The 20,681-nt window shown below is 55.2% G+C and carries 20 protein-coding genes, 1 tRNA gene and 3 pseudogenes; 12 read left to right on the top strand and 12 right to left on the bottom strand.

From position 1 onward, the window contains the following. The first annotated feature begins 1 nt into the window (after position 1). From ABRP31_RS21100 to cyoE, 3 genes are read left to right on the top strand one after another with little or no spacing between them, the layout of a single operon-like run. Positions 2 to 625 (top strand): cytochrome o ubiquinol oxidase subunit III, encoded by a 624-nt coding sequence (locus ABRP31_RS21100; protein ID WP_087264611.1) that lies wholly within the window; start codon positions 2 to 4, stop codon positions 623 to 625. Then, positions 626 to 961 carry a cytochrome o ubiquinol oxidase subunit IV gene (gene cyoD / locus ABRP31_RS21095; protein ID WP_087264610.1) on the top strand — a complete coding sequence of 112 codons (336 nt, stop codon included), beginning with the start codon at positions 626 to 628 and terminating at the stop codon, positions 959 to 961. An 11-nt stretch (positions 962 to 972) separates the two neighbouring features. Further along, complete coding sequence (gene cyoE / locus ABRP31_RS21090; RefSeq protein ID WP_087264609.1) at positions 973 to 1,860, top strand: heme o synthase; 888 nt, start codon at positions 973 to 975, stop codon at positions 1,858 to 1,860. Positions 1,861 to 1,944: 84 nt separating this feature from the next. Here cyoE and ABRP31_RS21085 read toward each other — a convergent pair whose 3' ends face one another. Next, positions 1,945 to 3,465: a hypothetical protein gene (locus tag ABRP31_RS21085; protein WP_349970455.1), complete on the bottom strand. Its 1,521-nt coding sequence runs from the start codon at positions 3,463 to 3,465 to the stop codon at positions 1,945 to 1,947. A gap of 307 nt (positions 3,466 to 3,772) precedes the next feature. Between ABRP31_RS21085 and ABRP31_RS21080 the strand changes: the two genes are divergently transcribed. Beyond that, positions 3,773 to 4,660, top strand: a complete 888-nt coding sequence (locus tag ABRP31_RS21080) for a glycosyltransferase family 2 protein (RefSeq protein ID WP_349970453.1) — start codon at positions 3,773 to 3,775, stop codon at positions 4,658 to 4,660. 27 nt (positions 4,661 to 4,687) lie between these two features. On the opposite strand, the gene ABRP31_RS21075 is transcribed toward ABRP31_RS21080, so the two are convergent. Continuing rightward, the gene (locus ABRP31_RS21075) at positions 4,688 to 5,113 is read right to left on the bottom strand and encodes a VOC family protein (protein ID WP_087264607.1); all 426 of its coding nucleotides are present in this window, start codon (positions 5,111 to 5,113) and stop codon (positions 4,688 to 4,690) included. Between the two features lie 125 nt (positions 5,114 to 5,238). Between ABRP31_RS21075 and ABRP31_RS21070 the strand changes: the two genes are divergently transcribed. Further along, on the top strand, positions 5,239 to 6,123 hold the full coding sequence (locus ABRP31_RS21070; protein ID WP_349970450.1) for a LysR family transcriptional regulator: 885 nt from the start codon (positions 5,239 to 5,241) through the stop codon (positions 6,121 to 6,123). Positions 6,124 to 6,232: 109 nt separating this feature from the next. Continuing rightward, positions 6,233 to 7,252: a branched-chain amino acid aminotransferase gene (locus ABRP31_RS21065; RefSeq protein WP_087264605.1), complete on the top strand. Its 1,020-nt coding sequence runs from the start codon at positions 6,233 to 6,235 to the stop codon at positions 7,250 to 7,252. Positions 7,253 to 7,342: 90 nt separating this feature from the next. Here the strand turns inward: ABRP31_RS21065 and ABRP31_RS21060 are convergent. From ABRP31_RS21060 to ABRP31_RS21045, 4 genes and pseudogenes are all read right to left on the bottom strand, one after another. Further along, positions 7,343 to 7,837, bottom strand: a pseudogene (locus ABRP31_RS21060) (ATPase); the annotation flags it as partial. Positions 7,838 to 7,929: 92 nt separating this feature from the next. Continuing rightward, positions 7,930 to 8,320, bottom strand: a pseudogene (locus tag ABRP31_RS21055) (ATPase); the annotation flags it as partial. Positions 8,321 to 8,478: 158 nt separating this feature from the next. Next, a complete protein-coding gene (locus ABRP31_RS21050) occupies positions 8,479 to 9,267 on the bottom strand; it encodes a transporter substrate-binding domain-containing protein (protein WP_349970446.1) in 789 nt (262 codons plus the stop codon). 190 nt (positions 9,268 to 9,457) lie between these two features. Then, positions 9,458 to 10,246 carry a transporter substrate-binding domain-containing protein gene (locus ABRP31_RS21045; RefSeq protein ID WP_349970444.1) on the bottom strand — a complete coding sequence of 263 codons (789 nt, stop codon included), beginning with the start codon at positions 10,244 to 10,246 and terminating at the stop codon, positions 9,458 to 9,460. A 325-nt stretch (positions 10,247 to 10,571) separates the two neighbouring features. Here ABRP31_RS21045 and ABRP31_RS21040 point away from each other — a divergent pair, with 325 nt between their 5' ends. Next, the gene (locus ABRP31_RS21040) at positions 10,572 to 11,186 is read left to right on the top strand and encodes a YitT family protein (protein ID WP_087264601.1); all 615 of its coding nucleotides are present in this window, start codon (positions 10,572 to 10,574) and stop codon (positions 11,184 to 11,186) included. A 78-nt stretch (positions 11,187 to 11,264) separates the two neighbouring features. Here the strand turns inward: ABRP31_RS21040 and ABRP31_RS21035 are convergent, their stop codons facing one another. Further along, on the bottom strand, positions 11,265 to 11,504 hold the full coding sequence (locus ABRP31_RS21035; RefSeq protein ID WP_349970442.1) for a hypothetical protein: 240 nt from the start codon (positions 11,502 to 11,504) through the stop codon (positions 11,265 to 11,267). A 50-nt stretch (positions 11,505 to 11,554) separates the two neighbouring features. Further along, complete coding sequence (locus tag ABRP31_RS21030) at positions 11,555 to 12,439, bottom strand: manganese catalase family protein (RefSeq protein ID WP_087264600.1); 885 nt, start codon at positions 12,437 to 12,439, stop codon at positions 11,555 to 11,557. A 746-nt stretch (positions 12,440 to 13,185) separates the two neighbouring features. Between ABRP31_RS21030 and ABRP31_RS21025 the strand changes: the two are divergent. Together ABRP31_RS21025 and ABRP31_RS21020 are read left to right on the top strand one after the other, a co-directional pair. Beyond that, a pseudogene (locus ABRP31_RS21025) lies at positions 13,186 to 13,965 on the top strand (PAS domain-containing protein); the annotation flags it as partial. A gap of 84 nt (positions 13,966 to 14,049) precedes the next feature. Next, entirely contained in the window at positions 14,050 to 14,505 is a 456-nt protein-coding gene (locus ABRP31_RS21020) for a methyl-accepting chemotaxis protein (protein WP_372489459.1), read from the top strand. 203 nt (positions 14,506 to 14,708) lie between these two features. Here ABRP31_RS21020 and ABRP31_RS21015 read toward each other — a convergent pair whose 3' ends face one another. Both ABRP31_RS21015 and ABRP31_RS21010 read right to left on the bottom strand, forming a co-directional pair. After that, positions 14,709 to 14,951 (bottom strand): hypothetical protein, encoded by a 243-nt coding sequence (locus tag ABRP31_RS21015; RefSeq protein ID WP_349970440.1) that lies wholly within the window; start codon positions 14,949 to 14,951, stop codon positions 14,709 to 14,711. Positions 14,952 to 15,732: 781 nt separating this feature from the next. After that, positions 15,733 to 16,620 carry a LysR family transcriptional regulator gene (locus tag ABRP31_RS21010; RefSeq protein WP_349970438.1) on the bottom strand — a complete coding sequence of 296 codons (888 nt, stop codon included), beginning with the start codon at positions 16,618 to 16,620 and terminating at the stop codon, positions 15,733 to 15,735. Between the two features lie 131 nt (positions 16,621 to 16,751). Here ABRP31_RS21010 and ABRP31_RS21005 point away from each other — a divergent pair, with 131 nt between their 5' ends. Then, the gene (locus ABRP31_RS21005; protein ID WP_349970436.1) at positions 16,752 to 17,498 is read left to right on the top strand and encodes an SDR family oxidoreductase; all 747 of its coding nucleotides are present in this window, start codon (positions 16,752 to 16,754) and stop codon (positions 17,496 to 17,498) included. Positions 17,499 to 17,566: 68 nt separating this feature from the next. Next, positions 17,567 to 18,253: a glutathione S-transferase family protein gene (locus tag ABRP31_RS21000; RefSeq protein WP_349970434.1), complete on the top strand. Its 687-nt coding sequence runs from the start codon at positions 17,567 to 17,569 to the stop codon at positions 18,251 to 18,253. A gap of 293 nt (positions 18,254 to 18,546) precedes the next feature. Here the strand turns inward: ABRP31_RS21000 and ABRP31_RS20995 are convergent, their stop codons facing one another. Together ABRP31_RS20995 and ABRP31_RS20990 are read right to left on the bottom strand one after the other, a co-directional pair. Beyond that, positions 18,547 to 19,083 carry a hypothetical protein gene (locus ABRP31_RS20995; RefSeq protein WP_372488962.1) on the bottom strand — a complete coding sequence of 179 codons (537 nt, stop codon included), beginning with the start codon at positions 19,081 to 19,083 and terminating at the stop codon, positions 18,547 to 18,549. Between the two features lie 329 nt (positions 19,084 to 19,412). Then, positions 19,413 to 19,497: transfer RNA gene (locus ABRP31_RS20990), tRNA-Leu, on the bottom strand. 108 nt (positions 19,498 to 19,605) lie between these two features. Here ABRP31_RS20990 and queA point away from each other — a divergent pair. Then, positions 19,606 to 20,670, top strand: coding sequence for a tRNA preQ1(34) S-adenosylmethionine ribosyltransferase-isomerase QueA (gene queA / locus ABRP31_RS20985; RefSeq protein WP_087264576.1), 1,065 nt, complete (start codon positions 19,606 to 19,608; stop codon positions 20,668 to 20,670). Positions 20,671 to 20,681 lie beyond the last annotated feature (11 nt).

The following is a 20,681-nucleotide window of genomic DNA, read 5'->3' as shown; positions in this document are numbered from 1 at the left end:
CATGTCGAACTTAGTATTGAATCCAGGAGATGCCCACGGTCACGACGACCACGGGCATGATCACCACGACGCGGGGCCAATGACCGTCTACGGTTTCTGGCTCTATCTGATGACCGACTGCGTGTTGTTCGCATCCTTCTTCGCGATCTACGCGGTGCTGGTGAACAACGTCGCAGGCGGCCCTTCGGGGCACGACATCTTCGAACTGCCATTCGTGGCCGTCGAAACCGCGTTCCTGTTGTTCAGTAGTATCACCTACGGCTTCGCCATGCTGGCGGTCCACAAGGGCAAGCAGAGTCAAGTGCTGGGCTGGTTGGCCCTCACTTTCCTGTTCGGTGCCGGCTTCATCGCGATGGAAATCTACGAATTCCATCACCTGATCGTCGAAGGCTACGGCCCTAGCCGCAGCGGCTTCCTGTCTGGCTTCTTCGCACTGGTAGGCCTGCACGGCCTGCACGTGACCAGTGGTCTGATCTGGATGGGCATCATGATGTATCAGGTCAAGACTCGCGGCCTGACGTCGACCAACGCTACCCGTCTGAGCTGCCTGAGCCTGTTCTGGCACTTCCTGGACGTAGTGTGGATTTGCGTCTTCACCGTTGTTTATCTGATGGGGACTCTGTAAATGGCTAACGCACACGCGCATATCTCTGCTGAAGATCACAGCCACGGCGTGAAGGACTACGTGATTGGCTTCGTCCTGTCCGTGATCCTCACTGCTATCCCGTTCGGCGTGGTGATGTACCCGATCATGTCCAAGTCAGCTACGCTTGTGACTATCCTGTTGTTCGCTGTAGTTCAGGTTCTGGTTCACCTGCGCTACTTCCTGCACCTGGATCGTTCGGAGGCTCAACGCAATAACGTGTTCGCATTTGCGTTCACGGCGATGGTCATCGTTCTGCTGGTCGGCCTCTCGTTGTGGATCATGTTCAGTATCCACACCGTCATGATGGCTAAATGAGGTAACCCCTGATGTCCCTTAAGCACTTTATCCAAATCACCAAGCCGGGGATCATTTTCGGTAACGTGCTTTCGGTGGCGGGTGGCTTTTTTCTGGCCTCCAAAGGGCAAATTGACTTCGGCATGTTTCTGGCCGCCGTCATTGGCACCTCATTGGTCGTGGCATCCGGTTGTGTATTCAACAACTGCATTGATCGTGACATTGACCAGAAGATGGAGCGCACCAGGAACCGTGTGCTGGTGCAAGGCCTTGTCTCATTGAGACTGGCCCTGCTCTACGCGACGATTCTGGGTGTTGGCGGGGTTGGTTTGTTGTACACCAAAACCAACCCGCTCGCGGCTTTGCTTGCAGTGATTGGCTTCGTGATTTACGTCGGCTTCTACAGCCTGTATTTCAAACGTAAGTCGGTCCACGGCACGCTGATCGGTAGCTTGTCGGGGGCCATGCCTCCGGTAATTGGCTACTGCGCAGTGAGCAACAGCTTCGACTTTGCGGCATTGACCCTGCTGGTGATGTTCAGCCTCTGGCAGATGCCGCATTCCTATGCCATCGCGATTTTCCGTTTCAACGACTATCTGGCTGCGAAGATTCCGGTACTGCCGGTTGAGCGCGGCATCAAGGTCGCCAAGCGTCATATCCTGCTCTACATTCTGGCGTTCCTGGTAGCCACATTGATGTTGACCTTCGGTGGTTACGCCGGGCTCAACTATCTGGCGGTTGCTGCGGGCATGGGTATGTACTGGCTGTATATGGCCTGGAAAGGCTACAAGGCAGTGGATGACACTGTCTGGGCCCGTAAGCTGTTCGTATTCTCCATCTTCACCATCAGCGCTCTGAGCTTCATGATGTCGGTGGACTTTCAGGTAACCAAAGATCTGTTGGTGACATACGCCTTCTGATCCCCCGGTTAACCTGGAAACAGAAAACCCCGTTGCTCGGTTGAGCTGCGGGGTTTTTTATTTTCCGGTGTTTTCGCCTGTCACTTAATTTCCAAACCGAAACTCATACTTGCCCGTCGGCTGCTCCAGCGCATAAGCCTGCATCACCTCCCTGAGCGTTTGCGCCGACGGCTCGTCGGTCGCGTAAAACGCTACGTGGTTGAACGCAGTAGCGATCTTGGGAATGTGCATCTGCAGTTCGCCGACCTTGATCCAGTTGTCCGGGTGTTCGGGGAACCACTCCTCGTAGATGAATGCGTAGTGGACGTTCTTGCGGTCCATCAGGTCTTTGATCCACCCCGACCCACTTTCTGTCTTGCGCAACTTCAGAGCCTCGAGGTTACCCAGCCCCCAGAGGTCCAGAACGTATTGCCTGGAGTTCAATGCCACCAGTCCCAGGTCGTTGACCGCCACTGGCGCGTTTAGCCGCTGGGCTATCTGCGACATCGGATATTGCTGGTTGTAGACCGCTGCTGATGCCAGCGGCGTGCTCAGCGTGGTGTAAACCAGTTGCGCGAAGGCCAGCGGGAGCAACCCGAAGATGATCGCCGTGGTGCGTCCCCTGAAGTGGGTAATGCACATGTGCAGGAAAAATACCCCGAGGAATGTCAGCCAGTAAATTTCATAGCGACCGAACCAGCCATTCTTGCCGAACAGAGCGTGCAGGGCGGTCACCGTGATCAGCAGCATGATCAACAGCTTGCGCTTTGGCATGAACGCACACATGACCAGCATCGCCAGAATGACCCAGCCATACTTCTCGAATTGCCCGATGGCATTCATCGCGATGGACGACAGTCCTGTCGTGTCCGATTTGGCGATGACCGAGGAGGGCAGATAGCCAACCCCCAGGCGCGCCAGAAACAGAGAAAACAGTGCCACGGCACTCACCAGTGCAACCCCGCAGACCAGCGGCCTCAGACGCTCACCCTTGCACAGCAAATAGAGCAACACCGGAAGAGACACCGCCAGCCCTTCGTAACGCACCAGTGGCAATAGCAGGATGGCCAGATAGACGCCCTTGCTAGTGACACGTTCGCCATAAAACTCTTTGCGCAGCACGCCCGTTGCGATCAACGCCACCAGATAAATCTGCAGGCAATGCTCCATGCCGTTGAAGATCAGTCCGTAAAAGTTGGTCGCCAGAAACCAGCCGCCCAGAATTAAACAACGATGGGCAACGCTGACGTCCGTCAGTAGCCGGTTGAAGAGCAGGCAGGTTAGAAGCGAGAAACCAATGTTCAGTAGCAGCGGCACCCACAAAATTAAATTGCCGAGCGGGGTGAAGGGCGCCAGCAGGAAAGGCCAGAGGATACTGGACGAAGGGGCTGAGTACTCATCGGGGTTGATGCCGTAATGTCCGCTGAAGATACGTTTGGCCAGATCGATGTGGATATAGGGATCATCCAGGGTGTACATCAAAGTGCCGCCGTTGGTGATCAGTATTGATGCCAACAGCAGAATGACAGGCAGAAAAAACAACAATAGGATGACACGGCGATCGGCCGCTTGAGTGGTAACCGGGGCAGCTACGTTAATGCCTGTTTCCATGGCTTGATTGCTCATTAAGTCGATCAAGGCGGGAGGGTCCTGTCCTGACATCACGCGTTTGAGCCTAAAGGAGAAGACGATCAAGTCAAATCAATGACTTCAATCGGGGGTGAGTAAACGATGGGGTAGAATATCGCCAATTTAATGGCTATTGGCAAACGTGGGCATGTCGGCTTGCCTGACCGATGGCAACGGTTCCATTTGAGTAACGTTTTTTTTACATTTCAACGCATAAGCTGTCGCTAATCGTCTATAACCGACGTGCTCTGATCGCAGCACATCGATAAAATGGCTTTCGTCGACATCAACTTGAAACATGACAATGACCGAACTTTCTACCGAAAAGCTGCCGGCGGTTTTACCGCCTCTCGTATCAATTGTTGCGCCTTGCTATAACGCAGAGAAGTTTCTTGAGGATGCCATGGCAAGTATCTTTGCCCAGGATTACGAGAACTTCGAAGTCATTGTCGTGGACGACGGTTCGACCGATAATAGTTTTGCTCTGCTGCAATCACTCCAGTCAAAGTATAAGTTTCAGCTTTACCAGCAAGAAAACCAGGGTGTCAGTGCCGCGCTTAATCACGGTATGCAATACGCCAAAGGTACTTATGTCGCCACCCCCGACCTGGACGACATCATGTTGCCGGAGTCCGTACGAATTCGCGCCGAATATCTGGACAAGCATCCGCATGTTGGCTGTGTGGGTGCATTGATCATTTATATGGACAGCGAAGGGCGAGATACCAAGCGTCAGTATCGCGACTACATTGAATACCTCAAGTTTGAGCAGGTACTCAGTGGTGCAGTCGTGGTGGGCGCGCCGGTTGCGCTTTACCGGCTGGACGCGATTAAGGCGGCCGGATTCTATGATCCGAATATCAGGGTTCAGGATTTTCAGATGACCCTGAAAATTGCTCATCAGGGCTACGGGATTGACGTGCTACCGGTGTGTGTCACCCGCTATCGTCGGCACGCGAATAACCTGTCGCGCAAGTATAAAGTGCTGCTCGACGCCGATCTGCAGACCATCGCACCTTATAAGTCGCATCGCGATTATCACAAGGGCAGAACCTTGATCGTGCACAAGGCGCTCAAATATGCGGTGGTTTCAGACAAGAGACACGCCTGGAGCCTATTGCGCTCCATTCCGCTTCGGCACATGAACATGAAGACCCTCACGCGCTTCAAGCGGCTGGTGCTGAGCCACTGAGCAAGTGGCACGGCACCAGCGTTTGCCTCACTTGGCGAACAGTTGACCGATGTCTTTGAACGCTTTGAATTCCAGGGCGTTGCCACAGGGGTCGAAGAAGAACATGGTGGCTTGCTCACCCACTTCGCCCTTGAAGCGCACATAAGGTTCGATCACGAACTTGATGCCCTGTGAGCGCAAGCGCTCAGCCAGTATTTCCCAATCTTCCCAGCTCAACACCACACCAAAATGCGGCACTGGCACGTCGTGGCCGTCCACGACATTGGTGGATGCCGATTCTTGCGAGGCGGTTTTGGGGTGTTCGTGGATCACCAATTGGTGACCGTAGAAATCGTAATCAACCCAATGATCGCTGGAGCGACCTTCGGTGAAACCGAACACCTCAGTGTAGAAGTGGCGTGCGGCTGCCAGGTCATAAACGGGAATAGCTAGATGGAAAGGGGCTAGGCTCACGGTATTAGTCCTTTTTCTGTGTAGCAAAGGCTATGGAAGACGACCTATTTTAGATAAGAATAAATTTATACAAAGCAGATATATTGACTACTCAGCTCAAATAAAATCGATCAATCGGATGGCTCATGCTGCGTGAATTGAAGACCTTTATTGCGGTGGCCCGCTACGGCACGTTCGCGGCGGCGGGCATGCACATCGGTTTGACCCAGTCAGCCGTCAGCTCGCAGATCAAGAATCTTGAACAGGCGCTGGGCGTGCGGTTGTTTGATCGTACCGGGCGACAGGCGATCCTCAATGCCGCTGGCGTTCGTGCGTTGCCCATGGCGCAGGAAATGTTTGAGCTGTTCAATCGCATGTCGACGCCGGTGGACCCGGACGAGTACCGCGGCGAGATGAAGATTGGCGCGATTGCCAGTGCGCAAACCGGGTTCCTGCCTCAGGCTCTGTTGCGCCTGAGACGTCGCGCCCCGGCTGTGGAAGCCAAACTGGTGCCGGGCGTGTCGCTCAACCTGCTTAGCCAGCTGGATGCCGGTGAGCTGGACGTGGCCATTCTGATCAAGCCGCCCTTCGAGCTGCCTAAAGAGCTACATGTGCAGGTGCTGGAAACCGAACCCTTTGTGCTGATTGTGCCGCTGGATGTCGACGAGTCCGATCCGCTCAAGCTGTTGGTCGAACAGCCACATGTGCGCTACGACCGCGCTTCGTTCGGTGGGCGGCAGGTCACCCGGTTTCTGCGTGAACAGCAGATTGACGCGCATGTGGCGCTGGAGCTGGATGAGCTGGACGCCATCGTCAAGTTTGTCGAAAGCGGGTTGGGCATTTCGCTGATACCTCAGGCAGGGCTCTGGCTGGAGCGCGATGCCAGGGTGCGGGTGATCAGCCTGGGCGACCTGACGTTCCATCGCGAGGTAGTGCTGATGATGCGTCGCAGCCAGCGTGACTTGCCACTGCACAAGCTGTTCACTGACTGCCTGGCGCCAGATGCGGGGTCAGCAAAACAGGCAGATTGAACGGTGTATCAAGCTTTATGCGTTTTTCAGGCCGCAAGCCGCAGATGATCTGGCAGAATACGGCCATGGCCTGATTCGTCCAGGCAGCCGCTAAATGAAAGAGGGCGTTATGAGTCACGACAGCATCAATTGGGACACTCTGGGTTTCGACTACATCAAAACTGATATGCGCTACCTCTCTCACTGGCGCGACGGCGCATGGGACGAAGGCACGCTGACTGAAGACAATGTGCTGCATATCAGTGAAGGTTCTACCGCGCTGCACTACGGCCAGCAGTGTTTCGAAGGCCTGAAGGCTTATCGCTGCAAGGACGGCTCGATCAACCTGTTCCGCCCTGACCAGAACGCCCTGCGTATGCAGCGCAGCTGTGGTCGTCTGTTGATGCCGCAAGTGCCGACCGATGTGTTTATCGAAGCCTGCAAAAAAGTGGTTGCTGCCAACGAGCGCTTCATCCCGCCTTACGGTTCTGGCGGCGCGCTTTATCTGCGCCCATTCGTGATCGGCGTAGGCGACAACATCGGCGTGCGCACTGCACCTGAGTTCATCTTCTCGATTTTCTGTATCCCGGTAGGTGCCTATTTCAAAGGTGGCCTGAAGCCGAACAACTTCGTGATCTCCGGTTATGACCGCGCGGCACCGCAAGGTACAGGCGCAGCCAAAGTTGGCGGTAACTACGCAGCCAGCCTGATGCCTGGTTCGGAAGCCAAGAAGCTGAGCTTTGCTGATGCCATTTATCTGGATCCGCAAACCCACACCAAGATCGAAGAAGTCGGCTCGGCCAACTTTTTCGCGATCACTCACGACGACGTATTCGTCACGCCCAAATCGCCTTCGGTGCTGCCGGGTATCACCCGCCTGTCGCTGATCGAGCTGGCGCAGAGCCGTCTGGGCCTGAAAGTGGTTGAAGGTGATGTGTTCATCGACAAGATCGCTGACTTCAAAGAAGCCGGCGCTTGCGGCACTGCTGCGGTGATTACGCCAATCGGCGGGATTTCCTACAAGGACAAGCTGCACGTGTTCTACAGCGAAACCGAAGTTGGCCCGGTAACCCGCAAGCTCTACGCGGAACTGACCGGCGTACAGTCGGGGGACGTTGAAGCGCCAGCAGGCTGGATCGTCAAGGTCTGATGTAAACCTGTAGGAGCTGCCGAAGGCTGCGAACGAGGCTGTGTCAGACAGACCGCTTTCGCAGCCTTCGGCAGCTCCTACAGATCTCCGTTATTTTGTGGAATCTGCCTCCTTCGCCGGCCCCAGCACAATCACCAGGTGCCGCAAGTCTTCCACACTCAAACTGATGCTCTTGCCCGATGGGCTCTCGCTCACTTCACCCAGCGCATACACCGTAAAGAACTTCACCTCTTCGGCATGGCTCAGCAGTTCGCTAATGTATCGGCTGGAGCGGTAGGCTTTCATCTGTGCAGGCGACACGTATAGCGTCACCAGCTTGCCCTCAAGGCGGTCGAAGAACTTGAACTTGAACCCCAAACCATAGCGCTCTACCAGGCCGCCGCCGTACAGCACGCGACCGTTATCGCCCAATTTCGCGTATTTGATATGCCGGAAGTAAGAGCGCAGCGTCAGTTCGCCCTGGCCAGGAATCTTCAGGGTCAGCAGCTTGAAGTCATCGGCGGATAATTGCGCTTTGGCCTGGCGATAGCTGTCGACCAGACGTTCGAGGTTGTTGGTGCGGGTCTCGCTGTCACGAGGTGGTTTGGCCGTTGAAGCCTTCACGGGCACAGGTTCGTCCGCGACTTGTACGGTAACAGCAGTCGGTTTGGCGTCTTTGGTTTTTGCTGCGCCCGGTGTTTTTATGGCTGGGTCAAAGACATCGATGTAGTCATCCAGCTTGCGTTTGGCCTTGCGGATGCGCGTCTGCGGTTCGGTTTCCTCGATGTCAGCAGGTGGCTGGTTTTCTTCAGCCTGCTCGTCTATCCACTCGCAATCCGGGTGATGATCAGAGTGCGGATTGGCGCGAAAGTGGGCCGACACAAACGTCGGGTTGTCCTGCGGCTTCACGTCATAACGTACACCCGTAATCTTCGCCCCGAGTCTGCGGCAGGCCTCGGTCGAACAGAGAAACTCAAAACGCTGTCGCGGCTCTTCCTGGGAAAAGTATTCCCGTCGCGCAGCACTGATCGACAACTCCTCCTGGAGCTCGACACAGAACGCACGGGTGATGGTTTTATTGGTTTTCATCTGGCAGGTCCGACAGGTCAGAAGCACGCCGTAGTGTCTTTGACATAACTGTGTCCTGCAATAGACATTGGTTCTGTTTGCGCCACAGGTCTGTAGCTCACGAGCACCGCTATCGCTGCCTCGCGGTGCTCGTGAGCTCCTACAAAAAAGCGCGGGTTTTACTGTCCCGGCACTGCCAGCCAGTTACCCACTGCTTTCTGATACGCGCCAGTCGCTTTGCTCAAATGCAGCCACTGATCGACATAGCTTTTCCAGGCCACATCGCCACGAGGCAGCAGGTACGCTTTCTCGCCGTATTGCAGAGACTGGGTCGGGTTGATCGCGCACAGGCCCGGCAGGCGTTTCTGTTGGTAGAGCGCTTCAGACGCTTCGGTGATCATCACGTCAGCTTTCTTGTCGAGCAACTCCTGGAAGATGGTCTTGTTGTCGTGGAACGCCAACTGCGCGTTGGGCAAGAAGGCTCGGGCGAACGCTTCGTTGGTGCCACCGGCGGGTTCGATCAGGCGTACAGAAGGCTTGTTGATCTGCTCGATGGTTTGATACAGCGCCACGTCCTCACAGCGTGCCAATGGGATTTTGCCGTCGACGTCCAGCGTGCTGCTGAAGAACACCTTCTTCTGGCGTTCCAGCGTTACCGAAATCCCGCCCACAGCAATGTCGCATTTCTCGGCAACCATATCTGGCACCAGGGTTTTCCAGGTGCTCGGCACCCATTGCACTTTCACCCCAAGGCTTTGCGCCAGCGAGCGGGCCAGTTCGATATCAATGCCTTCGTATTCACCGTCCTCGCGCAGGAATGAATACGGCTTGTAATCGCCGGTGGTGCACACTGCCAGTTGTCCCTCTTGCAACACCTTGTCCAGATGCGACGGCAGTTCCTGTGCCTGGGCAAAACCCGACAGCCCGAAAAGCAGGGCGGCGGTAGCGCTGTGTTTCATGTTTTTCATAGGAGTGGAAGCTCGAGGGTTGGAGTGATGCTGCGGACAAAGCAAGAACGGCGCCAGTTCATGCTAACGCTTACAGGTCCAGACCCTGTAGGAGCTCACGAGCACCGCGAGGCAGCGATAGCGGTTTACCTGATACACCGCCATCGCTGCCTCGCGGTGCTCGTGAGCTCCTACAAAAAAAGCGCGGAAATTACTGTCCCGGCACGGCCAGCCAATGACTGACCACGGTCTGATACGCCCCGGTCGCCTTGCTCAGGTGCAGCCATTGATCGACATAAGCCTTCCATGTGGTGTCGTCCCGCGGCAGCAGATAGGCCTTTTCGCCGTACTGCATGTAGCGCGTCGGGTTGATCGCACAGAGCCCGGGCATGCGCTTCTGCTGATACAGCGCCTCGGACGCATCGGTAATCATCACGTCAGCTTTCTTATCCAGCAGTTGCTGGAAAATCGTCTTGTTGTCGTGGAAGGCCAGTTGCGCTGCAGGCAGGTGGGCGCGCACAAAGGCTTCATTGGTACCCCCGGCTGGCTCGATCAAGCGCACGGTAGGCTTGTTGATCTGCTCGATGGTTTGATACAGCGCCTGATCTTCACAGCGGGTCAAAGGGATCTTGCCATCCACGTCCAGCGTGTTACTGAAGAAGGCCTTCTTCTGACGCTCCAGCGTCACCGAAACGCCGCCCATGGTCACGTCGCATTTACCGGCCAGCATGTCCGGCATCAGGGTTTTCCAGGTGGTCGGCACCCACTGGATTTTCACCCCAAGGCTTTGTGCCAGAGTGCGCGCCATTTCGATGTCGATGCCTTCATATTCACCGTCCTCACGCAGGAAGGTATAGGGCTTGTAATCACCCGTGGTGCAGACGGCCAGCTCGCCTGACTGCAAAACCTTGTCCAGATGCGAACCTGAATCCTGCGCCATGGAGAAGCCGGAGAAGCCGAGCAGCAGGGTAGCGGTGATGCAACGTTTCTTATTATTCATGACGGGCAGAACTCGAAAGTTAAGTAATGAGGCGGCGTAATCCTGCCTGACAATGTTCCGCGATTCCATCGTTCGCGTTGCCGGGCAGGAGGTAGCTTGTTGCCGAGAGCGTTTAACGCGGAGGTTCCGGTTTTAAGTCTCGCGACGCACCATGGCAGTGCGATCCGGCGCATAAGTAGTGCGTATTTTGCTAGCGGGCGCGTGATATGCGCATATTTTTCTATTTAACGCGCACATCGATCTTTTATTAGGTAATCTGTGCGCGATTTGGCTGGCAATGCTCAGCCTGCCAACTATTCGTCCGTACACCTTCCAAGAGTTCGTCATGACCCAGATCGCCGCCACGCAAACCGTCAAGCATTCCGTTTTCGAAGACGTATTCGCGATAGTCATCGGTACGTTGATGGTGTCCTTCGGCGTGATGATGCTGCGTCAGGTGGGCGGTGTGACCGGCAGCAGCGCCGGGATCGCGTTCCTGATCAGTTATGCAACCCACCTGTCATTCGGGGTGGCGTTCTTCCTGATCAACCTGCCGTTCTATTACCTGGCCATTCGCCGCATGGGCTGGGCGTTCACCCTCAAGACCTTCTGTGCGGTCGCGCTGGTATCGGTATTTTCCGAGCTGCACGCACGCTTCATCCACATCGACCAACTGCAACCGATCTATGCGGCTTTGCTGGGCAACTTGATGATGGGCCTGGGGTTCATCGTTTTGTTCCGGCACAAGGCGAGCCTTGGCGGGATCAATATTCTGGCCTTGTATCTGCAGGACCGCTTCGGTCTGCGTGCAGGCAAGTTACAGATGGTGGTAGACGTCCTCGTCGTACTGGGTTCGCTATACCTTGTCAGCTTGCCGATACTGCTGGCGTCCATCGCCGGTGCCGTAGTGCTCAATCTGATCATTGCCATGAACCACCGGCCGCATCGCTACACCGCTTGAGCCTTTTAACGATGCCCGAATAAAAAGAGCAGCTCCGGTCAAGGGGCTGCTCTTGTTCATGCAGTGGGTCACTGGTCTTTACTCTGGCGGTGGGCCTGACCGATAGCTGATTGCCGCATAACTACTGTCGGATCCTGAGTGGAGCTCTCGGGTCAACTGCCCGAGTGTGCGCAGGCTGTTAAGGGCCTGATTCACCCGAAAGCCTCGTTTGAGGTCAACTGCCTGCTGATCGAAACGCTTGAGCGTTGAATCAAATACTGCAGGTGCAAACTCCAGCGATTCGAGATCCTGGTGGTGCGAGTGCTCAGATAAATCCATGGCTACCTCCGTTCACGTTTGATTAAGGGGGCATCGCGTTGATGCTGTGATCAAGCGTCTCTGCCCTGGACGAAACCGGAGCCCAGATCGGCGGCGGTGATCGGGTTCGAGTCCGGGTCGGACATGGTTCGGTTTTTCAGGTTGAGCAGCACTTCTTCGTCGTCAGATGACAGCACCACCGAGGCACTACCATCGCCGCCGTCTACAGCTGGCTCTGGCGACTCGACGTATTCCCACTCTTCACCTTCATTCCAAGGGCCGCGCAGGTCAGGGCCGCCATTGGACATGTTGAAGTAGACGTTGGTGAATTCCGGCATGCCCGGGAGCTTGCCTTGTGGGAAGTTGGGTTGAATGGATTGCAGCGCTTTTTCGAACGACTTCTGGTGGGCAATTTCTCGGGTCATCAAGAAGCCCAGCGCTTCTTTGATACCTGGATCATCAGTGACGTTCATCAAGCGTTCATAGACGATCTTGGCCCGTGCCTCTGCAGCGATGTTGGAGCGAAAATCGGCTGTTGGTTCGCCAATGGTGTCAACGTAAGCGGCAGTCCATGGGACACCGGCTGAGTTGGTCAGCGGCGCGCCGCCTCCATACAGCAGGCTGGTGATGTGCGAATCGTTACCGGCGCCGTTGATCGCCCGATACAGTTCGCCTTCTTCCTGCACGCCTTCGGCCAGTTGGCCTTTACCGCCACGGTTGAGCATGCAGATAATCGAGCCGATGATTTCCAGATGGCTCAGCTCTTCCGTTGCGATGTCCATCAACAGGTCTTTACGGCCTGCATCTTCCTCGGCCAGGGCTTGCGTGAAATAGCGCGCGGCTGCTGCCAGTTCACCTTGAGCCCCACCAAATTGCTCAAGCAGAAGATTAGCCAACCCCGGATCCGGTCTTGCTACACGCACGGTGTATTGCAAACGTCGGTTATGCATAAACATGATTTCAATCCTCAACTTTATCTTGGCCAAAACGGCTATGTGGTCATCTGCGTGATCACAGAAAAGAGAGCAATCGAGGAGAAGCGCCGTTCCGGAAAGTTGACCAGCGGCATGGGAATTCGTTAAACGGCGGGTATTTGCATTCGTGTGGATGTACAGAGGAGGGGCGGTGGATCCTTTTGAATTGCTGGCGTGATGCCAGCTATCGCCTTGCGTCGCTGACTGACCCACGGGGTTATGTCCGTTCTGCGTGAAGCCCCACAAAATGAGCAGCCCCCGCCTCAGCGTGATGCAGTGGCCCGGCAAAAGTCTGTGCCTGCTGTAATGGCAAAACGAACAATGGATCAAACTGCGCGACCTGCCTGACGTTACGCCCGCGCCTCAGGCGTGGGAGCAACCCTGGTGGGGCAAAGTGTTGGGCATGACTCGCCAATGACTGCACGCACTTTGCTTGTTTGAGGCTTCTTCGGTATTAGCCTTTTCAATAATCAGGTATAGAAAGGCGCCATGAGGGTTCATTAATGAAGCCTGGAAAACTGGCATTTCTGGATCCAATTTTAATTTTTTAATTCGTTCAACTGTATAGCCGGTGGTTATCCGCGAGTTATCTCATTACTCTGCAAAACGTTGTTCTAGAGCCTCAAGTCTTTGACGTTGCGGCCGCTATCAAACGTAGACGCGGCGAACTATCAGTTTTGATTGCGCTTGCCTGTCTCTGACAAAAATGTGTGCGGAGTAACTGCTTTATGATTTTCAATAAACGATTGAAGCAGGAGTTATTAACGATAAGCGAAAAGCTTTCGTCCATGGAACAGGTACGCGATAGTCTTGAAATTGAAATGCTGTCCATCAACCTTGATGAGCGCGGCAAAATCGAATCGGTCAATAGTAAGTTTGAACAGGAAATGGGCTATACCAGCAAAGAGCTGGTCGGCCGCTCGCTGGTCGAGCTCGTACCCAAATATGCTCAGAGCACTGACCACTTTGCGCGCATGAGCAAAGCCATCCAGCAAGGAAAACACTGGGCAGGCGCGCTGCAGATTTTTCGCGGCGATCAGAAAGAAGCGTGGTTGCGGGTGATTATTCAGCCCGTGACTAACAACGGCGGCAAGCTCAAACAGTTCTCTCTCTACGCGAGCGATCTGACCCGTACCATCGAGGCGTCCCGCGAGCACGAAAATCTGATCGAAGCGCTGCAACGCTCCACTGCCGTTATTGAATTTGATCTGAGCGGCCACGTGCTGGCTGCCAACAAACGCTTTCTTGACTCCATGGGTTACACGCTGGCGCAGGTTGCCGGCAAGCACCACAGCATGTTCTGTGAACCGCACGAGGCGAACTCCTCCGAGTACCAGGCTTTCTGGGAAAAGCTGCGCCGTGGCGAGTTCGTGGTTGATCGCTTCAAACGTATCGACAGCCGTGGTCATTCCGTCTGGCTGGAAGCGTCCTACAACCCGATTACGGACGCGCATAATCGTCTCTATAAAGTCGTGAAATTCGCGACGGTCATTACCGAGCAAGTCGAGCGCGAAGAAGCCGTTTCCGAAGCAGCAAAAATTGCCTTCACGATTTCGAAACACACCGACGAAACTGCGCGCAAAGGCAGCGTTGTGGTCCAGGAAACCGTCGACGTCATGCGCGCCCTGGCGTCGCAAATGGAGTTGGCGGTAGAAGGTATCGGCGCACTCGACAAGCAATCGCAAATCATCGGCTCGATCATCACCGCCATCAGCAGCATTGCCGATCAAACCAATCTGTTGGCCCTCAACGCCGCCATCGAAGCCGCCCGCGCCGGTGAACAAGGCCGAGGCTTCGCTGTAGTAGCTGACGAAGTCCGCCAACTCGCCTCCCGCACCAGCGCCGCCACCGCCGAAATCATCGATGTTGTGCAGAAAAACCAGAAGCTTGCAGAGCAAGCCGTGGGCGTTATCGAGCACGGTAAAAAACAGGCCGAACAAGGCCTGGAACTGTCAGGTCAGGCCGGCAAAGTCATCGTCGAAATTCAGGACGGGGCCAAGCAGGTGGTGAGCGCAGTGGGGCAGTTTGCGAATCAGGTTTCGGGTTGAGGCGTTGAGCTCTTAGCTGCGCAGTAAAGCTCCTAGTGCACATCCGTAGGTTGGAAAACCGCTTTCGCGAATGAATTCGCTCCTACAGGTTGAGCAGAACTTGTAGGACTGGCTTTAGCCGGGAGAGCGGTCTCAATGGCAACACAGCAGTTTCCTTTCGGCTAAAGCGAGTCATGCAAACGCACGGATCGCATCGCTCTCAATCAATCCTCAGGATCAACCTGACTCTCCGGCTTCCAGCGTGCCACCAGATCAGCCATCCCGGCGGTAATGCCATCGGTGTTGTCTTCGATGATCTGTAAATGGCTGGCGATGCTATCGGCGGCGTCTACTGCACCGCGCTCATCGAGCCAGATTCGAACCTCTTCCATGGCCGCACGCAGCGCGTTGATATTTTGGTCGAGGCTGGCAAGCAAGGCGGGGGTTGGGTCATCAGGCACTGACATGGTCTTTCCTCCATAAAAAGGAAAGTGTAGATGCGACCGCAGCGCAGTCAGGCAGATCAAACGGCTACTGTGTGTCCAGGCTTTTCAGCTGACCCCAGGGCTGCCTCAACCCGGAGGAATAGTACCCAGCAAACCGACGCCGATTGCTGCCGCTAAAAAGATCGCCATGTAAATCGTAAGCTTGCCCATAAAGCCTCCCGAGGATGGGTGATGTATCACGTCCAGAATCACACTGGGAACGACCCGATCAGTTGAAGACTTACGGTTGTCGGGGTGGCTTTATTATCGGGGGGGAGGGTGTTTGCAATACAGATTCAGATGGGGGAGAAAAATACGGATCAGATGGGTGTATAGGTGAGCAGAGGACAAGGTTTTACAGTGGGAAAAAAGCTAACTTGCATTCTTCCGATCAGAGCGAGACCCAGGCCTCAACGAATCTGCGCTCCGATTTCGCTGATTTCATCTCCTGAAAGTCCCACCAATCTCCTGGAACTATCCCGTACTCCGCGCTCGCAGCTTCGAGCACTTCTTGACGATGATCCAAATGAATAAACCAGGCCCGTTTTCGTAACCGCATCAAGTGAGCGTTGCACCTTGATTTAGAAATGTATCAAACGGCCCTGGCAGTAAATCAGGACACTTTTGAGAGTCAGCCCCCGCATCTAGGATGACTACTTAAGTTAAGCCACGTTGAGGAGTAAGAATGGCGTGAGCGGCGATTTTCTTCCAAAGGGCCGACACGCTGTGGTTTTCCGCTCGCACTGTGGCCGTTGCAAGGAGGCTATTTAGGGCGCTCATGGAATGCAGCAAAAACATCCGCCATAAAATCCATGAAAACGATGGCTCGCTGGGGCAGCAATCGATTCGCCAGGTATACGATTTGGATCGGGACGGGTGGCGCCACGTATTCGCCAAGCAGCAATTGCAGATTGCCACTTTTCAGTCCGTCCTCATAAAGCCATTGAGGCCCCTGCGCGATTCCCAATCCTGCATTGACGTACTCACGTATCGCCTCAGGCGAGTTGACACGCAGTCGTCCGGAGATCGGGACATCAGTATCCTTAAACCGCCAGTTGGTTCCAGTGGATAGGAGGGTATAAATGAGGCAGTCGTGTTCCTTAAGGTCATCAGGCGAAGAGGGAGCGCCACGTTTTTCCAGGTATGCACGGCTGGCAACGCAGACACGCTCGAACCACGCCAGTGGTCGGGCTCGCATTGCACTGTCCTCCAGATGCCCAATACGAATCGCGAGTTCTGCGCCCTCGTCGACTAAATTGACGTAGCGATCATTGATTTGAAGATCGAGCGACAGTTCGGGATAGCGGCCCAGAAAGCTCGCGACGTGCGGTACGATGAAGGTGTGGGCCAATGCAGTCGGGCACGCGACGCGCAGTAACCCGGACGGCGTTACGTTCCCTCTCAGTGAGGACTCTGACTGCTCCACTGAGTCCAGAATACGCCGCGCATCTGCGTAGTACCGTTCACCCTCGGGCGTGAGCATCAGCTTTCGCGTGGATCGGTGCAGGAGCCTGGTTTGCAAATGGTTTTCAAGGGCAGCAACGTAACGACTGACGTTTGGTTGCCCTAGTCCTAAATCACGCCCCGCAGCAGAAAAACTACCTGTCTCGACAGCGCGTACAAAACAGCTCATCAATAACAACCGGTCCATCGCGCCTCATTCATGCGGATTCAGCATGAGATCTATTCTATTTACCCATCTTATCAGTGCGCTGACATGAATGCATAGTTGCTCTCAGATGGTCAGTCGTCCGGCTGACCGCCCAAAGAGAGGAAATTTACATGTCCCGTTTGCAAGGCAAGCGTACCCTCATCACTGGCGGTACGAGCGGCATCGGTCTGGAAACCGCCAAGCAATTTCTCGCCGAAGGCGCACGCGTGATCGTCACAGGCGTTAATCCTGAGTCCATGGCAAATGCTCAAGCTATTTTAGGTAGCGAAGTCCTTGTGCTGCGAGCCGATTCAGCCAGTGTCGCAGCCCAGAAGGAGCTGGCGCAGGCTGTTCAGTCTCATTACGGGCATCTCGATGTTGCCTTCCTCAATGCTGGCGTATCCGTCTGGAAGCCAATCGAAGACTGGAACGAGGAGATGTTTGATCGCTCCTTCGACATCAATGTCAAAGGCCCTTACTTCCTTCTGCAAGCACTATTGCCGGTCTTCTCTAATCCTGCATCGGTGGTGCTTAACACCTCGGTAAGTGCCCACTTGGGCTCCGCGCGTTCATCCATTTATGCCGCGACAAAGGCTGCCTTTCTGAACATGTCGAAAACGCTCTCTAGCGAGCTTCTACCGCGTGGTGTTCGAATAAATGCGGTCAGCCCTGGTCCGGTCGACACGCCGCTGTACGACAAGGCGGGTATACCCGACGCCTACCGCGAGCAGGTCAATAAAGAGATTGCGGCGACCATCCCATTTGGCCGTTTTGGCACGCCTGAAGAAGTCGCTAAGGCAGTGTTGTACCTCGCGTCGGACGAGTCTCGTTGGACGGTGGGAACAGAAATCATTGTTGATGGTGGTCGCTCGCTTTAACGAGGTAGTCGCGCCTTCGAGTCAGTACATCCCGCTTCCTCTCTGGAGGCGGAGTTGTTGAAACCACAGTGGGTATTCAAATGTCGCAATCACGGCTCACGCTTGTTAGCCACGGGCTTTGTCCGTTTGTTCAGCGAGTGGCCATTTTACTCCTCGAAAAAGAGGTTCCATTTCAACGGGTCGATGTGGATTTGAAGGACAGGCCCGACTGGTTTCAGGTCATGTCGCCAACGGGCAAAGTCCCGCTTCTAATGGTGCAAAAAGGCGATGAGGAAGCCACCGTACTTTTCGAGAGCGTGGCTATCTGCGAGTACATCGAACAGGTGTATCCGGAGCCCGCTTTGCACCCGAAAGATGCAATTTCCTGCGCTCAACACCGTGCCTGGATTGAGTTCGCCACGGGTATGCTCGCTGATGCGTGGGGATATTTGAACGCAACGGATCAGCAGACAGCGCTTGGTAAGTCTTCAGCGCTGAGGGGAAAGCTAGAGCGACTGGGCGGTGAAAAGATGGAGGGACCGTACTTCGCTGGCGAAACGTTCAGTATGGTGGATATTGCTGTCGCCCCGGTTTTTCGCTACTTCGACATACTGGGGTTCGAACCAAGTCATTCATTGTTTGATGGACTTGGTCGTATTGCCGAGTGGCGTCATGCACTGGCTAATCGCGCCAGCGTTCAGGCTGCTGTCGCCGAGGATTATGCAGACCGGTTCCGCAAACATCTGCTGGAGGGGAGGGCCATTGTAGTCAGATGAGTCATAAATATCAGTCCAGTGTTTAGTATGGCGTGACTGAGCCTGGTGCGACAGTGGAGCCGGGTCTCCTTTGCGAATTTGCAGTAGGCCCGCTTTCCTGTTGTGCAGGAACGTGCCAATACAACGGATAGTGATCTGAGCTTTCGTTAGTGCTCTATGTCAGCTGTTGGTCGATGGCGGACATGCGCGAATGACTGTATTCGACCGATTATGTTGAAAAAGCCGGTCCGCTCAAACTGCCCGGATATTATGGCGCTGAGTTCCCACATACCTTGACCTGTCCGGAACGCCGACTAGTAATTGTCGGCGAATCGACACATTTCACTTTCGCCCAAAGGCACAGGTTTGCTCGGCTCCGACCCGTGCGAAAGTTGCCTGGCCGACACCGTACAATCGGAACTCCCCGACGCGTTAAGTTCGTAGTCTGCCCCCGGCTTGGGTACGAAAGTGAACCTGTTGTAGCAACCATCGCGGTTGTAGACAAAAGCCACGGGTTCGCCTGCGGGTATCTTGAATTCGCTCTTGACTGTGCCAGGTGGCTGCGCGTCGATGACTGGCATGTCCACGCTTTCGTTATTGCGGTCAGCGTAGCCTTTGCGCGGCGCCACTAGCACCCCGGCGCCGGGCAGGCGGAAGTCGATGCAAGCGGATTTGGGTATGGCCCTGACCATGCCGTCGCTGAAGACTCGCAAGCGTGCTGTCTGATCACTTGCTGGCAGGCTGTAGGGTGTTGAAAAGGATCTGACATTCGCCATTGATCCGCAGCCACTGAGCAATGCCAGGAGGCTTGTGCCGATCAACGCGTTAATAGAAAGCGGGAATAGGTTCAAGATGATGGTCCATGCGATTCAAATGTCCGTGCTAACGGCGACAAAGCAAGAGTTGCCGAGCATGTGATGCTCAGTAAGTTGATGCTTCGCTGCGATAGTTGCCTTGCTTTGTCCACGAGTGTGGCAATAAGTGCCTTGGCTCAGTGCAACGTAGGGCAGTCGGTTGGAGCGGCGCTGCGTTGTCCGGGCCCGGATTTGTGTTGCGGATGTCGCGGAAGATAAGACAGGCGCAGGTAAGGGAAAACGCAAATTCCACCCACAAAAAAACCGGCGCAGTGGCCGGTTTCTTTGTATTCAAGCTGCATTGAGCAGCAGCTTGAAGTGTGTCGTGGTGCCCCGAGGGAGAATCGAACTCCCACTTCTTTCGAAAACGGATTTTGAATCCGCCGCGTCTACCAATTCCGCCATCAGGGCTCAATGGCGGCGAAGTCTACAGACGGTATTACCGTTGGTCAATCACCTTTCATGGTCAATTTTGTCTCTTTCCGCTAAACTTCGCGGCCCTGCTAGACGAACTCGATCATGCGCGTTGCTGACTTTACCTTCGAACTCCCTGATTCTCTGATCGCTCGCCATCCTTTGGCCGAGCGCCGCAGCAGTCGTTTGTTGACCCTGGACGGGGTTACGGGCGCGCTGGGCCATGAACATTTTTCCGATTTGCTGGAGCACGTGCGCCCCGGTGACTTGATGGTGTTCAACAACACCCGAGTGATTCCGGCGCGCTTGTTCGGCCAGAAAGCGTCCGGCGGCAAGCTGGAAATTCTGGTGGAGCGCGTGCTGGACACGCACAGCGTGCTGGCCCATGTGCGGTCGAGCAAGTCGCCTAAGCCGGGGTCGATGATTGTCATCGATGGTGGCGGCGAGGCCGAGATGGTCGTGCGTCACGATACATTGTTCGAGCTGCGTTTCACCGAACCAGTCTTGCCATTGCTGGAGCGCGTCGGCCATATGCCGTTGCCTCCTTATATAGACAGGCCCGATGACAGCGCCGACCGTGAGCGTTATCAGACGGTGTATGCCCAGCGTGCCGGTGCGGTTGCTGCGCCAACAGCGGGTCTGCATTTCGATCAGCCACTGCTGGATGCCATGAAAGCCAAGGGCGTGGAAATGGCGTTTGTGACCCTGCACGTTGGCGCGGGTACGTTCCAGCCGGTGCGGGTCGAGAAGCTTGAAGACCACCACATGCACAGCGAATGGCTGGAAGTCGGCCAGGATGTGGTCGATGCCGTGGCGGCGTGTCGTGAGCGTGGCGGTCGAGTGATTGCTGTCGGTACGACCAGCGTGCGCTCGCTGGAAAGCGCGGCCCGCGATGGTGTGTTGAAGCCTTTCAGCGGTGACACCGATATCTTTATTTTCCCGGGGCGTCCCTTCCACGTGGTCGATGCTCTGGTGACCAACTTTCATTTGCCGGAATCCACGCTGTTGATGCTGGTTTCGGCATTCGCCGGTTATCCCGAGACCATGGCTGCCTACAAGGCGGCGGTGGAAAACGGCTACCGCTTCTTTAGTTACGGTGATGCGATGTTCATCACCCGCAATCCCGCGCCGACCGCTCCCAAGGCATCGGGCCCAGAGGATCACGCATGAGCCGCACCAGT

This window comes from Pseudomonas caspiana, assembly GCF_040224095.2.
GTDB classification, from domain to species: Bacteria; Pseudomonadota; Gammaproteobacteria; order Pseudomonadales; family Pseudomonadaceae; genus Aquipseudomonas; species Aquipseudomonas caspiana.
The sequence above is the reverse complement of the archived record's forward strand: the minus strand, read 5'-3'. Positions and strand labels throughout refer to the sequence as shown.